Here is a 15,925-nt window from a genome sequence, read left to right on the forward strand (position 1 = left end):
GTGGGGGGGGCCTTGGTTGGGGGCGCGGGGGGCGCCGGGGCGGCGTCGGTGGCGAGCCGCCCGGTCGACCGCGAGCAGCTGCGATCCGCGGCCGACGACGGCGCGGACCCGCTGCTGGGTGTGGACTGGACCGAAGTGCCGCCCCCGCCCGGGGCAGCGGCCGGACGCTGGGTCCTGCTCGGCACCGACCGCCTCGGGCTGCCCGACGACCTGCGGCTCGGCACGCATCCCGACCTCACCGCCCTCGCCGGGACCGTGGAGGCCGGTGCGACGGTCCCGGACGCCGTCCTGGTCACCTGCGCCGGCCCCGAATCGCCGGACGACGCCCCCGCCGCCGCGCGCGAGGCCGTCGACCGAATCCTGACGGTCGTTCAGGACTGGCTGACGAAGGAGCAGTTCGTCGCCTCCCGGCTCGTCGTGCTGACCAGGGGCGCGGTGGCGGCTGCCGACGGCGAAAGCGTGCCGGACCTCGCCCACGCCGCGGTGTGGGGCCTGGTGCGCTCCGCCCAGACCGAGCATCCGGGCCGCTTCGTCCTCCTCGACCTGGACGGGCACCCTGACGGGCTGCCGCTCACCCTGGCCGCCGCGCTCGCCACCGCCGAGCCCCAACTCGCGCTCCGCCAGGGCGTCCTGCTCGCCCCGCGGCTCGTCCGGGCGAGCACCGGCCGACTGCTGGAGCCCCCGGCGGACACGCCCGACTGGCGCCTGGACACCACCGCGAAGGGCACGCTGGAGAACCTCGCCCTCCTCCCCCACCCGGCGGCCTCCGCACCGCTCGGCCCCGGCCAGGTCCGGCTGGCCGTACGAGCCGCCGGCATGAACTTCCGCGACGTGCTGCTCGGCCTGGGCATGGTCGACCAGGACGTCATGGGCGGGGAGGCCGCCGGCGTCGTGCTGGAGACCGGCCCCGGCGTCACCGCGTTCGCCCCGGGCGACCGCGTGATGGGGATGGTGCCCGGCTCGTTCGGGCCGGTCGCCGTGGTCGACCAGCGGCTGCTCGTCCCGCTCCCCGCACGCTGGACGTTCACCGAGGGGGCCTCGGTGCCGATCGCCTTCCTGACCGCCTACTACGGCCTGGTCGACCTCGCCGGGCTGGGCGCCGGCGAGTCGGTGCTGATCCACTCGGCGACCGGCGGCGTCGGCCTGGCGGCGATCCAACTGGCCCGCCACCTGGGCGCCGAGGTGTTCGCCACGGCCAGCCCGGCCAAGTGGGGCACCCTGCGCGCGCTCGGCATCCCGCCCGAGCGGATCGCCTCCTCGCGCAGTCTCGACTTCGAGCAGCGGGTCCGCGCCGCCGCCGGGGGCCGGGGCGTGGACGTGGTGCTCAACTCCCTCGCCCACGAGTTCGTCGACGCCTCCTTGCGGCTGCTCGCCGACGGCGGGCGGTTCGTGGAGATGGGCAAGACCGACATCCGCGACGCGGCCGAGGTCACCGCCGCCCACCCCGGCACCTCCTACCTCTGGTTCGACCTGATCGAGGCCGGCTACGACCGGATCGGCCGGATGATGGCCGAGCTCATGCCGCTGTTCGAACGCGGGGTGCTCCGTCCGATCCCCGCCCGCACCTGGGACGTGCGGCGGGCGCTGGACGCGTTCCGCTTCATGGGCCAGGCCCGGCACGTCGGCAAGGTGGTGCTCACCATGCCGACGGTCCCGGACCCGGACGGCACCATGCTGATCACCGGCGGCACCGGCGCGCTCGGCGCACTGGTGGCCCGGCAGCTGGTCACCGAGCACGGCGTGCGGCACCTGCTGCTGCTCGGCCGCCGCGGCCCCGAGGCCCCCGGAGCGGCCGAACTCACCGCCGAACTCACCGGCCTGGGCGCCCGGGTGACCGTCACCGCCTGCGACACCGCCGACCGCGAGGACCTCGCCCGGGCCCTCGCCGCCGTCCCCGCCGACCACCCGCTCACCGCCGTCGTCCACGCCGCCGGCGTGCTGGACGACGCGGTGGTCGCCTCGCTGACGCCGGCCCAGGTCTCGGCCGTGATGCGCCCCAAGGCGGACGCCGCCTGGCACCTGCACGAGCTGACCCGCGACGCGGACCTCGGCGCCTTCGTCCTGTTCTCCTCCTCGGCGGCCGTCCTGGGCGGCCCCGGCCAGGGCAACTACGCCGCCGCCAACGCCTTCCTCGACGCGCTCGCCCGGCGCCGCCGCGCCGAGGGCCTGCCGGGCCTGTCGATCGCCTGGGGCCTGTGGGAGCGGGCCAGCGGCATGACCGGCCACCTCGGCAGCACCGACCTGGCCAGGCTGCGGCGCTCGGGGGTGAGCCCGCTGTCCGACGGCGACGGCGTGTCGATGTTCAGCGCGGCACTGCCCTCCGACCGGGACCAGCTGGTGGCGATGAAGCTCGACGTCGCGACCGCCCGTACCGCCTTCCAGTCCGGCTCGGTGCCGCCGTTGCTGCGCCGGCTGGTCGGTGCCGGCACCAGGCGCACGGCGGCGGCCACCGGAACGGACGACGGGCCGGCCCCGGCCCTGCGGCTGGCCGCCCTGCCCGAGGCCGAACGCACCCGCGCGCTGCTGGAACTGGTGCTCACCAACGCGGCGGTGGTACTCGGCCACGCCACGGGCGGGGCCGTCCAGCCGGACCGGGCGTTCAAACAGCTCGGCTTCGACTCGCTCACCGCCGTCGAGCTGCGCAACCGGCTCAACCTCGCCACCGGACTCCGGCTGCCCGCCACCCTGGTCTTCGACCATCCGACGCCGGACGCCCTGGCCGCCTTCCTCCGGACCGAGCTGGCCCCGGCCGAGCCCGCCGCTGGCCGGCCGGCCTCCGACGGCGAGATCAGCCGGCTCCTGGCGACCGTCCCGCCCGCCCGGCTGCGCGCCGCCGGCCTGCTCGACGCCCTGCTGGCACTGGCCGGCGCCGGTCCGGAGGAGCCGCCGGCCGAACCGGACGGGGACCTCGACGAGATCGACGCCATGGACGCCGACGACCTGATCGGCCTGGCTTTCGGCACCACTGACCTCTGATCGCGCTCGGACTGCGGAGAACCAACGATGGCTGCATCACAGGCTGGATCCCAGGAGAACAGGGTGCTGGAGGCGCTCCGGCTCTCCCTCAAGGAGAACAAGCGGCTCCAGCAGCAGAACCACCGGCTGACCGAGGCCCGGCACGAGCCGATCGCGATCGTCGGCATGGCCTGCCGCTACCCCGGTGACGTCGACAGCCCCGAGGAGCTGTGGCGCCTGGTGTCCGACGGCCGCGACGCCCTGTCCGGCTTCCCGACGGAACGCGGCTGGGACGCCGAGGAGTTGTACGACCCGGACCCCGACCGGGCCGGCCGCAGCTACGTCCGGACGGGCTGCTTCGTCCGCGGCGCGGAACGGTTCGACGCCGCCTTCTTCGGGATCAGCCCGCGCGAGGCGCTCGCCATGGACCCGCAGCAGCGCCTCCTGCTGGAGACCTCCTGGGAGGTCTTCGAACGCGCCGGCATCGACCCGGAGTCCGTGCGCGGCACCGCGACCGGCGTGTTCGTCGGCGCCTCCCCCCTCGGCTACGCCTCCGACCCGCGCGGCGCGGAGGGCTCCGAGGGCTACCTGCTGACCGGGACCACCGTCAGCGTCGCCTCCGGCCGGCTCGCCTACACCTTCGGGCTGGAGGGCCCGGCGGTGACGGTGGACACCGCGTGCTCCTCCTCGCTCGTGGCCCTGCACCTGGCCGGCCGGGCGCTGCGCGACGGCGAGTGCTCGATGGCGCTGGTCGGCGGCGCGGCGGTGATGGCGGCACCGCACATGTTCATCGAGTTCAGCCGTCAGCGCGGCCTCGCCCCCGACGGGCGCTGCAAGGCCTTCGCGGGCGCGGCCGACGGCACCGCCTGGGGCGAGGGCGTCGGGGTGCTGCTGGTCGAGCGGCTCTCCGACGCCCGCCGCAACGGGCACCCGGTGCTCGCCGTGGTCCGCGGCTCCGCCGTCAACCAGGACGGCGCCTCCAACGGCCTGACCGCGCCGAGCGGACCGGCCCAGCAGCGGGTGATCCGGGCCGCGCTCGCGGACGCCCGGCTCACCGCCGCCGACGTGGACGCCGTGGAGGCCCACGGCACCGGCACCCGGCTCGGCGACCCGATCGAAGCGCAGGCCCTGCTCGCCACCTACGGCCAGGACCGGCCCGCCGAACGGCCGCTCTGGCTCGGCTCGGTGAAGTCCAACATCGGCCACACCCAGCTCGCCGCGGGCGTCGCCGGCGTCATCAAGACGGTGATGGCGATGCGCCACGGCGTCCTGCCCGCCACCCTGCACGTCGACGAGCCCACCCCGCAGGTCGACTGGTCCCGCGGCGCGGTCGAACTGCTCACCGAGCGGCGCGACTGGCCTGCCGTCGACCGCCCTCGGCGGGCCGCCGTCTCCTCCTTCGGCATCAGCGGCACCAACGCCCACGTGATCCTGGAACAGCACGTCGAGGACCAGCACGTCGAGGACCAGCCCGTGGAGGAGCGGCCCGCCCCCGGCGGCCGCACCGCACCCACCGCGACCCCGTGGCTGCTGTCGGCCCGGAGCCCGGAGGCCCTGCGCGCCCAGGCCGGTCGGCTGGCCGACGCCGCGGCCGCCGCCCCGGAGTGGGCGGCCGCGGACGTCGCGTGGACACTGGCCACCGCCCGGGCCGGCCTCGACCACCGCGCGGTGGTGCTCGGGACCGGCCGCGAGGAGCTGCTCGCCGGCCTCGACGCGCTGCGCCGGGGCGACGACGCGCCCGACCTCGTCCAGGGCTCGGCCACCCGCACCGGCAAGCTGGCGTTCCTGTTCACCGGCCAGGGTGCCCAGCGCGCCGGCGCCGGCCGCGAACTGTACCGGCGTTTCCCGGTGTTCGCGGCCGAGCTGGACCGGGTGTGCGACCTGCTGACGAAGCGGAGCGGCCTGCCGGTCCGCGAGGTGCTGCTCGCCGAGGAGGGGGCGCCGGGAGCGGACCGGCTGGACGAGACGGCCTTCACCCAGTCCGCCCTGTTCGCGCTGGAGGTGGCGCTGTTCCGGCTGGTCGAATCCTGGGGCCTGCGGCCGGACTTCGTCCTCGGGCACTCGATCGGGGAACTCGCGGCGGCCCACGTCGCCGGGGTGTTCTCGCTGGAGGACGCGGTCACGGCGGTGGCCGCCCGCGGCCGCCTGATGCAGCGGCTCCCCGCCGGCGGCGCGATGGTGGCGGTGGAGGCGACGGAGCAGGAGGTGACCGCCCTGCTGACCGACCACGCCGGCGCGGCCGGCATCGCCGCCGTCAACGGGCCCCGCTCCGTCGTGCTCTCCGGCGAGGAGGACGCGGTCGCACCGATCGTCGAGCAGCTGAGCGCGCAGGGCCGCCGGACGAAGCGGCTGACCGTCAGCCACGCCTTCCACTCCGCCCGCATGGACGGCATGCTCGCCCCGTTCCGCGAGGTGCTCGACGGCCTCACGCTGCACGAGCCGACGATCCCGGTCGTCTCCAACCTCACCGGCCGGCCGGCCGCCGCCGAGCGGATCCGCACGTCGGAGTACTGGGTCCGGCACGTGCGCGAGGGCGTGCGCTTCCACGACGGCGTCCGGCACCTGCTCGACCAGGGCGTGACGACCTTCCTGGAACTCGGCCCCGACGGCGTGCTGTCCGCCATGGTCCGGCAGAGTGCCGGGGACGGGACCGGGGACGTCGCCGCGGCGCCGCTGCTGCGCCGCGGCCGCCCGGAGTCGGACACCGTGCTCGGCGCGGTCGCCCGGGCCCACGCGCGCGGCACCCGGGTGGACTGGCCGGCCCTGCTCACCGAACTGGTCGGCCCGGCCGGCCACCGGCCGGACCTGCCGACGTACGCGTTCCAGGGCGAGCGGTACTGGCTGGCCCCCGCCGACGGAGCACCCGCCGAGGCCGCCGAACTGGGCGTGGCGAGCGCCGGGCATCCGCTGCTCGGCGCCGTCGTCGCCCCGGCCGAGGGCGGCGGGCTGCTCCTCACCGGCCGACTGTCGACCCACACCCACCGCTGGCTCGCCGACCACGTGGTGCTGGGCAGCACGGTGGTGCCCGGCACCGCGTACCTGGAACTGGCGCTGCACGCGGCCCGGCTGGCCGGCTGCACGACGGTCGAGGAACTCGACCAGGAGGCGCCGCTGATCCTCGCCGGCGCCGGGACGGCCCAGGTGCAGGTGACGGTCGGCGCGGCCGACGGGTCGGGCCGACGGCCGATCGGCGTGTACGCACGGCCGGACAACACCGCGGACTGGACCCGGCACGCGGCCGGCACGCTGGCCGCCGGGGACGGCGGCGCGGGCTGGCGGCCGACCGGCGTCTGGCCGCCCGAGGGCGCCGAGCCGGTGGACCTCGACGGCTTCTACTCCGCCGTCGCCCGTGACGGTTTCGACTACGGCCCGTCGTTCCGGGGCCTGCGGGCGATGTGGCGCGCGGGCGAGGACGTGTACGGCGAGGTCGCCCTGCCCGAGTCGGAACGGAACCGGGCGGACGGGTACGGGGTCCACCCCGCCCTGCTCGACGCCGCCCTGCACGCGGGCCTGGTCGGGAACACCGGCGAGCAGGTCCTGCTGCCCTTCGCCTGGAACAACGTGCGGGTGCACCGGCCCGGCGCGGTCGCCCTGCGGCTGCGGCTGGCCCCGGCCGGACCGGACGCGATGTCCCTGGACGTGGCCGACGGGACCGGCGCGCCGGTCGCCTCGGTCGGCGCCCTGCGGGCCCGTCCGGTCTCGCTCGACCAACTCCGCGCGGCGGCCCGGGCCGGGCTGGGCGACGCGCTGTTCCGGGTCGAGTGGGCTCCCCTCCCGGCCGCGGACGGCGTCGAACGGGAGCGCGGCCGATGGGCCGTGCTCGGGGACGGTGCCGGGTTCCCCGGTCTCGACCGCCACCCCGACCTCACGGCCCTCGGCGAGGCCGTCACCGCGGGACTTCCGGTGCCGGACGCGGTCGTCCTGCCCCTGCCGGACACCACGGGCGACCTCCCCGCGGCGGTGCGGGCGGCCCTGCGCCGGACGTGGTCCACGCTGACCACGTGGGCGGCGGACGACCGGTTCGCGGCCTCCCGGCTGGTCCTGGTGACGCACGGCGCGGTGGCCGCCGACCGGACGGACCCGGGCGACCCCGCCACCGGCCGGGCCGCGGCCGCGGACGTCCCGAACCTCGCCCACGCGCCGCTGTGGGGTCTCGTCCGGGCCGCCCAGGCCGAGCAGCCCGACCGCTTCGTCCTGCTCGACCTCGACCACCCCGCCGACCTCAACCGTGACGGCCTCGACCACCGTGACGGCCTCGACCCGGACGGCGGCGCGGACACCACCGCGGCACTGGACCGGGCGGCCGTCGGCGGCGAACCGCAGCTCGCCCTGCGCGCCGGCACCGTCCTGGCCCCGCGCCTGGTACCCGCCCGCCCGGCGACGACCGAAGCAGCCGACACGGCCGCCGCGCTCGACCCGGACGGCACCGTGCTGATCACCGGCGGCACCGGCGCGCTCGGCTCGCTGCTCGCCCGGCACCTGGTCACCGCGTACGGCGTGCGGCACCTGCTGCTGCTCGGCCGCCGCGGCCCCGAGGCCCCCGGAGCGGCCGAACTCACCGCCGAACTCACCGACCTGGGCGCCCGGGTGACCGTCACCGCCTGCGACACCGCCGACCGCGAGGACCTCGCCCGGGCCCTCGCCGCCGTGCCCGCCGACCACCCGCTCACCGCCGTCGTGCACGCCGCCGGCGTGGTCGCGGACGGGGCACTGGCCTCCCTCACCGAGGAACGCTTCGAGGCCGTGCTCCGCCCGAAGACGGACGCCGCCTGGCACCTGCACGAACTCACCCGGGACGCCGGCCTCGCCGCCTTCGTGTTGTTCTCCTCCGCCACGGCCACCCTCGGCGGTGCCGGCCAGGGCGGCTACGCGGCGGCGAACGCCTTCCTCGACGCCCTCGCCCAGCACCGCGCCGCGCGGGGCCTGCCCGCCCGGTCGCTGGCCTGGGGCCCGTGGCAGCAGGACCGGGGCATGGCGGGCACGCTCGACGAGACCACGCTCGGCCGGATGCGGCGCTCGGGCGTCCTCCCGCTCGGCCCGCAGGACGGCCTGGCCCTGTTCGACGCGGCGCTCGCCGGACCCGACCCGACCTCGCTGCCGGTCCGACTGGACCCCGCCGCGCTGCGCCAGGCCGGCCCCGACCTCCCGCCGCTGCTGCGCGGGCTGGCCGGCCCGTCCGCCGCCCCCGCCCACCGACCGGACGCCGCGGCGGCCGACGGCCTGCGGCAGCGGCTCGCCGGGCTGTCCGACGCGGAGCGCGAACGTGCCCTGCTGGACCTGGTGCGCGCTCAGGTGGCCGTGGTGCTGGGCCACTCGGCCCCGGCGGCGGTGGGCGCGGACCGGGCGTTCGGCGACCTCGGCTTCGACTCGCTGACCGCGGTCGAACTGCGCAACCGTCTTACCACCGCCTCGGGGCTGCGCCTGCCGGCCACGCTCGTCTTCGACTACCCGACGGCGGCGGAACTCGCCCGCTACCTGGACGCGGAACTCCCGCGCGAGGACGCGCCCTCGGCCGCACCGGTCCTGGCGGAGCTGGACCGCCTCGAAGCCGTGCTCGCCGGGGTCGGCGCCGACCACCCCGAGCGGGCCCGGATCGCGGATCGGCTGCGGGCCGTGACCGACCGCTGGAGCCCGCGGTCCGGGCCGGCGGACGACCCGTCCGCCGGCACCGGACTGGAGTTGGACTCCGCCGACGACGACGAGGTCTTCGACTTCATCACCAACGAGCTCGGCATCTCCTGACTCCTCCCGCCGGCGCCACCGCCGACCAGCCGTCCTGTTCCTGTTCCATCCGAAGGGGTAGCGCCACTGTGGCCAGCGAGACCGAGGACAAGCTCCGTTACTTCCTCAAGCGGGTGACCGCCGACCTCCAGGAGACGCGCCGCCGGCTCCAGGAGACGGAGACCGTCGCGGCCGAACCGATCGCGATCGTCGGCATGGCCTGCCGCTACCCCGGCGGCGCCGACTCCGCCGAACGGCTGTGGCAGCTGGTCGCGGACGGCCGGGACGCCGTCACCCCGTTCCCCGCCGACCGCGGCTGGGACGTGGAGTCGCTGTACGACCCGGACCCCGACCGGGCCGGCCACACCTACGCCCGCGAGGGCGGCTTCGTGGACGGTGCCGACCGGTTCGACGCCGGGTTCTTCGGCATCGGCCCGCGCGAGGCGCTGGCGATGGACCCGCAGCAGCGGCTGCTGCTGGAGACCTCCTGGGAGGCCTTCGAGCGGGCCGGCATCGCCCCCGAGTCCCTGCGCGGCAGCCGGACCGGCGTCTTCATGGGCGCGGGACAGGTCGACTACGCGGCGCTCGCCCAGCGGGCCACGGAGAGCCTGGAGGGGTACCTGCTCTCGGGTGGCGCGGCAAGCGTCATCTCGGGCCGGCTGTCGTACGTGTTCGGCCTGGAGGGCCCGGCGATCACGGTGGACACCGCGTGCTCCTCCTCGCTGGTCGCCCTGCACCTGGCCTGCCAGTCGCTGCGCAGGGGCGAGTGCTCGACCGCCCTCGCCGGCGGCGCGGCGGTCATGGCCGCCCCCGGCATGTTCGTCGAGTTCAGCCGCCAACGCGGCCTCGCCCCCGACGGACGCTGCAAGGCCTTCGCAGCCGCCGCCGACGGCACCGGCTGGGGCGAGGGCGTCGGCGTCCTCCTGCTGGAACGGCTCTCCGACGCCCAGCGCAACGGGCACCCCGTCCTCGCCGTGATCCGCGGCTCCGCCGTCAACCAGGACGGCGCCTCCAACGGGCTCACCGCGCCCAACGGGCCGTCGCAGCAGCGCGTCATCCGCCAGGCCCTCGACAACGCCCGACTGGCCGCCGACGACGTCGACGCGGTCGAGGCCCACGGCACGGGAACCACGCTCGGTGACCCGATCGAGGCGCAGGCCCTGCTCGCCACCTACGGCAAGGACCGGCCCGCCGAACGCCCGCTCTGGCTCGGCTCGGTGAAGTCCAACATCGGGCACACCCAGGCCGCGGCGGGCGCGGCGGGCGTCATCAAGATGGTGATGGCGATGCGCAACGGCGTACTGCCGCAGACGCTGCACGTCAACGAGCCGACCCCGCACGTCGATTGGGCCTCGGGAGCGGTGTCGCTGCTGACCGAGCCGAGGGAGTGGCCCGAGGAGGACGGGCGTCCGCGACGGGCGGGCGTGTCGGCGTTCGGAGCGAGCGGGACGAACGCTCACGTGATCCTGGAGGAGGCGCCGGCTGCTTCGCCCGCCGCCTCGGCGGAGGACGCCGCCACCGACTCGCCGTTCCCCGTCGTGCCGTGGGTCCTCTCCGCCCGCGACGAGCAGGCGCTGCGCGCCCAGGCAGGACAGTTGGCCGCGTTCCTCCAGGACCACCCCGACACCGACCTGCGAGCCGTCGGCCACACCCTCCTCACCGGACGGGCCCACCTGGACCACCGGGCCGTCGCCATCGGACAGGACCACGCCGAACTGCTCAGCGCTCTCGCCGCCGTCGCTGAGGGGACCGCTCCCATCGGCAGCGGCAGCTTCGAGCGTCCGGTGTTCGTGTTCCCCGGACAGGGCTCGCAGTGGATCGGCATGGGCGCCGAACTCCTCGACACCTCACCCGTGTTCGCCGCCAGCATCGCCCGCTGCCAGGACGCCCTGGCCCCGCACATCGACTGGTCGCTGACGGACGCCCTGCGCGGCACCCTCGACCTCGGGCGGGTCGACGTCGTCCAGCCCACCCTGTTCGCCGTCATGGTCGCCCTCGCCGAACTCTGGCAGTCCCTCGGCATCCACCCCGCCGCCGTCATCGGCCACTCCCAGGGCGAGATCGCCGCAGCCACCATCGCCGGAGCCCTCACCCTCCACGACGGCGCACGGATCGCCGCCCTGCGCAGCCGCGCCATCCTCGCCATCAGCGGACACGGCGGCATGGCGTCCATCCCCCTCGGCCACCAGGACACCGTCGAGCTGTTGAAGGCCTGGGACGGACGGCTGAGCGTCGCCGCCCACAACGGCCCCACCACCACCGTCATCGCCGGCGACCACGACGCCCTCGACCAACTCCTCACCCATTGCGAGAACTCGGACATCCGCGCCCGCCGCATCGACGTCGACTACGCCTCCCACACCCACCACGTCGAACAACTCCGCGACCAGCTCGCCGAACAACTCGCCGGCATCACCCCCAAGCCCGCCGACATCCCCTTCTACTCCACCGTCACCGGCGAACGAATCGACACCACCCAACTCAACGCCGACTACTGGTACACCAACCTCCGCCAACCCGTCCTCCTCACCCAAGCCCTCAACTCCGCCCTCACCGACGGCCACACCACCTACCTCGAAATCAGCCCCCACCCCGTCCTCACCCCCGCCATCGAGGAAACCCTCGACACCACAACCCCCACCCTCATCACCGGCACCCTCCGCCGCAACGAAGGAACCTGGACCCGACTCCTCACCTCCGCCGCCCACCTCCACACCCACGGCCACCCCGTCGACTGGACCCCCTACCTCACCCCCGGCACCCACCCCGACCTCCCCACCTACCCCTTCCAACGCAGCCGTTACTGGGTGGACACCGTCGGGACGGCCACGCCGACCGCCGAGCCGGACGAAGGCACCGCGGGTTCGGCCGGGGCGCAGCTGCGCCGTCGCCTCGCCGAACTGGCCGAGCCCGACCGCGAGCGCCTGCTGTTGGACCTGGTGGAGTCCCACGCGACCGCCGTCCTCGGCCTCACCGGTCCGATCCCGCCGGGGCGCTCGTTCCACGAGCTGGGGTTCGTCTCGCTCACCGCGGTCGAGCTGCGCAACCGGCTGATCGCCGTCACCGGTCTCCGGCTCCCGGCGGCCGTCGCCTTCGACCATCCGACGCCCGAGGCCCTGGGCCGCCACCTGCTCGGCCGGCTCGCGGGCACCGAGGCCCCGGCCGACGAGGCGCCGCCCGTTCCCACGAGGGCCGGTGACGACGAGGAGCCCATCGCGATCGTGGCCATGGCCTGCCGCTACCCGGGCGAGGTGCGCAGCCCCGAGGACCTGTGGCGGCTGGTCGCGGACGGCCGCGACGCGATCACGCCGTTCCCGGGCAACCGGGGCTGGGACCTCGACAACCTCTACGACCCGGACCCGGACCGCCCCGGCCGCACCTACACCCGCGAGGGCGGCTTCCTCCATGACGCCGACCGCTTCGACGCCGCCTTCTTCGGCATCGGCCCGCGCGAGGCGCTCGCCATGGACCCGCAGCAGCGGCTGCTGCTGGAGACCTCCTGGGAGGCCTTCGAGCGCGCCGGGATCGACCCGGAGTCCCTGCGCGGCAGCCGGACCGGCGTCTTCGCCGGCAGTAGCGGCCAGGACTACCACCTGCTGGCCCAGGAGTCCGCGGACGGCCTGGAGGGCTACCTGCTGACCGGCAACGCGGCGAGCGTCATCTCCGGTCGGCTCGCCTACACCTACGGGCTGGAGGGTCCGGCCCTGACGGTGGACACCGCGTGCTCCTCCTCCCTGGTCGCCCTGCACCTGGCCTGCCGCTCGCTGCGCGCCGGCGAGAGCACGCTCGCGCTCGCGGGGGCCGTCACGGTGCTGTCCACTCCGCAGGCGTTCATCGGCTTCAGCCGGCAGCGCGGGTTGGCCCCGGACGGCCGGTGCAAGCCGTTCGCCGCCGCGGCCGACGGCACCGCCTGGGGCGAGGGTGCGGGTGTGCTGCTGCTGGAACGGCTGTCCGATGCCCGCCGCAACGGGCATCCGGTGCTGGCCGTGATCCGCGGCTCGGCGACCAACCAGGACGGTGCGAGCAACGGCCTGTCCGCGCCCAACGGCCCCTCCCAGCAGCGGGTGATCCGGCAGGCCCTGGCCAGTGCCGGGCTGGCACCGGACGAGGTGGACGCGGTCGAGGCGCACGGGACGGGCACTCCGCTCGGGGACCCGATCGAGGCCGAGGCCCTGCTCGCGACGTACGGGCGGGACCGGTCGGCGGAACGGCCGCTGTGGCTGGGCTCGGTGAAGTCCAACATCGGGCACACCGCGGCGGCCGCCGGCATGGCGGGTGTGATCAAGATGGTGAAGGCGATGGAGCACGGCGTCCTGCCGCCCACCCTGCACACCGACGCCCCCACCCCGCACGTGGACTGGTCCTCCGGCGCGGTCGCCCTGCTCACCGAGCCGGTGGCCTGGCCGGAGGGGGGCCGTCCCCGGCGCGCGGGCGTGTCCGCCTTCGGCATCAGCGGCACCAACGCCCACGTGGTCCTCGAACAGGCCCCGGCGGTGCCCGGACAGCCGCGCCCGGCCGACGCGTCCGGGGGCGACGCGCCGCAGGCCCCGACGGAGCACGGGGCGCCGGCCGAACCCGCACCTCCCGCGCCTGCGCCGCTCGTCGCCTGGCCGGTCTCGGCCCGCAGCGCGGCCGCCCTGCGCGGCCAGGCGGAGCGCCTCCGGGACCACCTCGCCGACGGTCCCTCCCCCGCCGACGGCCCGTCCCCCGCCGCCGTCGGGCGCTCACTGGCGCTGTCCAGGGCCGCCCTGCCGCACCGGGCGGTCGTGCTCGGCCGCGACCTCGGCGAGCTGCGGGCCGGGCTGGCCGCGCTGGCCGCGGGCGACACCGCCCCCGGACTGCTCCGGGGCACCGCGGTGCCCGGCCGGGTCGGCTTCCTGTTCCCGGGCCAGGGCAGCCAGCGACCCGGCATGGGCCGGGGCCTCCACCAGGCCCATCCGGTCTTCGCGCGGGCACTGGACGAGGTGTGCGCGGAACTGGACCGGCACCTGGCCGCGCCCGGGCGTCCCGCGCTGCGCGACGTCCTGTTCGCCCCGGAGGGCAGCGCCGAGGCCGCCTTGCTCGACGAGACCGTGTTCACCCAGGCCGGGCTCTTCGCCGTCGGCCTGGCGGCGTTCCGCCTGCTGCTGTCCTGGGGTGTGACGCCCGACTACGTCGGCGGCCACTCCGTCGGCGAACTGGCGGCGGCCTGCGCGGCCGGCGTGCTGACGCAGGAGGACGCCTGCCGCCTGGTCGCCGCCCGCGGCAGGCTGATGCAGGACTCGCCGGAGGGCGGCGCGATGGTGGCCGTCGAGGCGTCGGAGGACGAGGTGCTGCCGCTGCTGGCGGGCGGGGAGGGCCGGGTCGGCATCGCGGCCGTCAACGGGCCGCGCGCCGTCGTGCTCTCCGGCCTGGCCGAGGCGGTCGAGGAGGTCGCGGCCGTCCTCGCCGCGCGTGGTCGCCGGACGAAGCGCCTCCGGGTCACCCGGGCGTTCCACTCGCCGCTGATGGACGGCGTGCTGGACCGGTTCCACGAGGCGGCGAGCGGGCTCGCGTACCGGCCACCGCGGATCCGGCTGCTGTCGAACCTGACCGGCGAGCAGGCGACAGCCGAGCAGGTGTGCGCACCGGAGTACTGGGTCCGGCACATCCGGGAGGCGGTGCGCTTCCACGACGGCGTGCGCCGGATGGCTGCGGACGGCGTGACCACCTTCCTCGAACTCGGCCCCGGCGGCGTGCTGTCCGCCCTGGTGCGGGACGCGCTGGCCGACCTGAGCCCGGCCCCGGCGGCGGTGCCGCTGCTGCGGAGCGGCCGGCCGGAGGTGGACAGCGCGCTGACCGCGCTGGCCGGTGTCCACGTCCGTGGCGTCCCGGTGGCCTGGGAGGCCGTTCTCGCCGACTCCGGTGGAGACGACCGGGTCGCCCTGCCCACGTACGCGTTCCAGCGGCGCCGGTTCTGGCCGGAGGGCGTCGCACCGGCCTCCCGGACGGCCGGGCCCGCCACCGGGACGCCCGCCACTGAACCACCGGCCACCGAACCACCGGCCACCGCGCCGGGTGACCCCCGAACGCCCGAGGAGAACGCCGGCCCCCGGTCGCCCGAACGACTGTCCTCCCTCGATCCGGCCGAACGCGGCCCGTTCCTCAGGGAGTTGGTGGCCGCCGAGGTGGCCGCCGCGCTCGGGCACAGCTCGACCGAGGACGTGGAGACCGCTCTGAGCCTGCCCGAGCTGGGACTCGACTCCCTCGCCGCGACCGAGCTGAGCGCCGCCCTCCAGGCCGCCACCGGCCTGGACCTGTCCGCCACGGCGGTGTTCGAGCACTCCACGCTCGACGCCCTCGCCGCCCACCTGCTGGACCGGTTGGACGCCGCCACGGTGCCGTCGGCCGGTCCGCCCGGCGGGCTGCTGGCCTCGCTCGCTCCACGGGCGGCGGAGCTGGGCCGGTTCGCGGAGTTCAACGCACTCCTGTCCGCCGCCGCGCGGTTCCGCGACACCTTCGACTCCCCGCCCGACCCGTCCGGCCGGCCGGCTCCCGTTCGCCTCACCCAGGGTCCGGCGGCCCCCCGCCTGTTCTGCTTCCCGTCGTTCGCGAGCAGGTCCGGCGCCCACCAGTACGCGCGGCTCGCCGCCGCCGTGGGCGGCCGGCACGAGCTGTGGGCGCTGCCGGCCCCCGGCTTCGCCGCGGGCGAGCGGCTCCCGGCCGATCTCGACGCGCTGGTGCGCCTGCACGCCGAGGACGTCGAACGGCTCGCCGCCGGGCAGCAGTTCGCGCTGCTCGGCCACTCCGCCGGCGGCTGGATCGCGCACGCCGTGGCGGAGCGCCTGGAGGACCTCGGCGCCCTCCCGGTGTCGGTCGTCCTGCTGGACAGCTACCGGCCCGGCAGTGCCATACTTCCCCTCGTCCAGGCGGAGATCGCCGCCCAGTTGACGGACGGTCGGATTCCCGCCGACGCCCTGCTGGACGACGTCTGCCTCACCGCGATGGGCGGCTACGCCCAGCTCTTCGAGGCCTGGCGGCCCCGGCCCCTGGCCACGCCCACGCTCCACCTGCGCGCCGCCCGGCCGCTGCCCGGCTTCCCGGCCGCCGACTGGCAGGCCTCCTGGCCGGTCCCGCACACCGGGGCAGAGGTTCCGGGCGACCACTTCACGATGACCGGCGAGCACAGCCCCACCACCGTGCGCGCGGTCCTCGACCGGCTCGCCGAGCCGGTCGCCTGACCACCACGACCGGCACGGCCGGCCCGACCACCACGATGTCCGACTCCTGA

At 76.2% G+C, this 15,925-nt stretch carries 2 protein-coding genes and 1 pseudogene; all 3 read left to right on the forward strand.

Going from position 1 to position 15,925, the window contains the following annotated elements; translation table 11 throughout:
* Positions 1–48 precede the first annotated feature (48 nt).
* A complete protein-coding gene (locus tag ACFXOZ_RS20605; protein ID WP_380591859.1) occupies positions 49–2,976 on the forward strand; it encodes an SDR family NAD(P)-dependent oxidoreductase in 2,928 nt (975 codons plus the stop codon).
* Between the two features lie 63 nt (positions 2,977–3,039).
* Positions 3,040–8,697: a type I polyketide synthase gene (locus ACFXOZ_RS20610; RefSeq protein ID WP_380591861.1), complete on the forward strand. Its 5,658-nt coding sequence runs from the start codon at positions 3,040–3,042 to the stop codon at positions 8,695–8,697.
* Between the two features lie 68 nt (positions 8,698–8,765).
* A pseudogene (locus ACFXOZ_RS20615) lies at positions 8,766–15,833 on the forward strand (type I polyketide synthase); the annotation flags it as partial.
* Positions 15,834–15,925: the final 92 nt, after the last annotated feature.

This window comes from Kitasatospora sp. NPDC059160 (assembly GCF_042755465.1).
Classification (GTDB): domain Bacteria; phylum Actinomycetota; class Actinomycetes; order Streptomycetales; family Streptomycetaceae; genus Kitasatospora.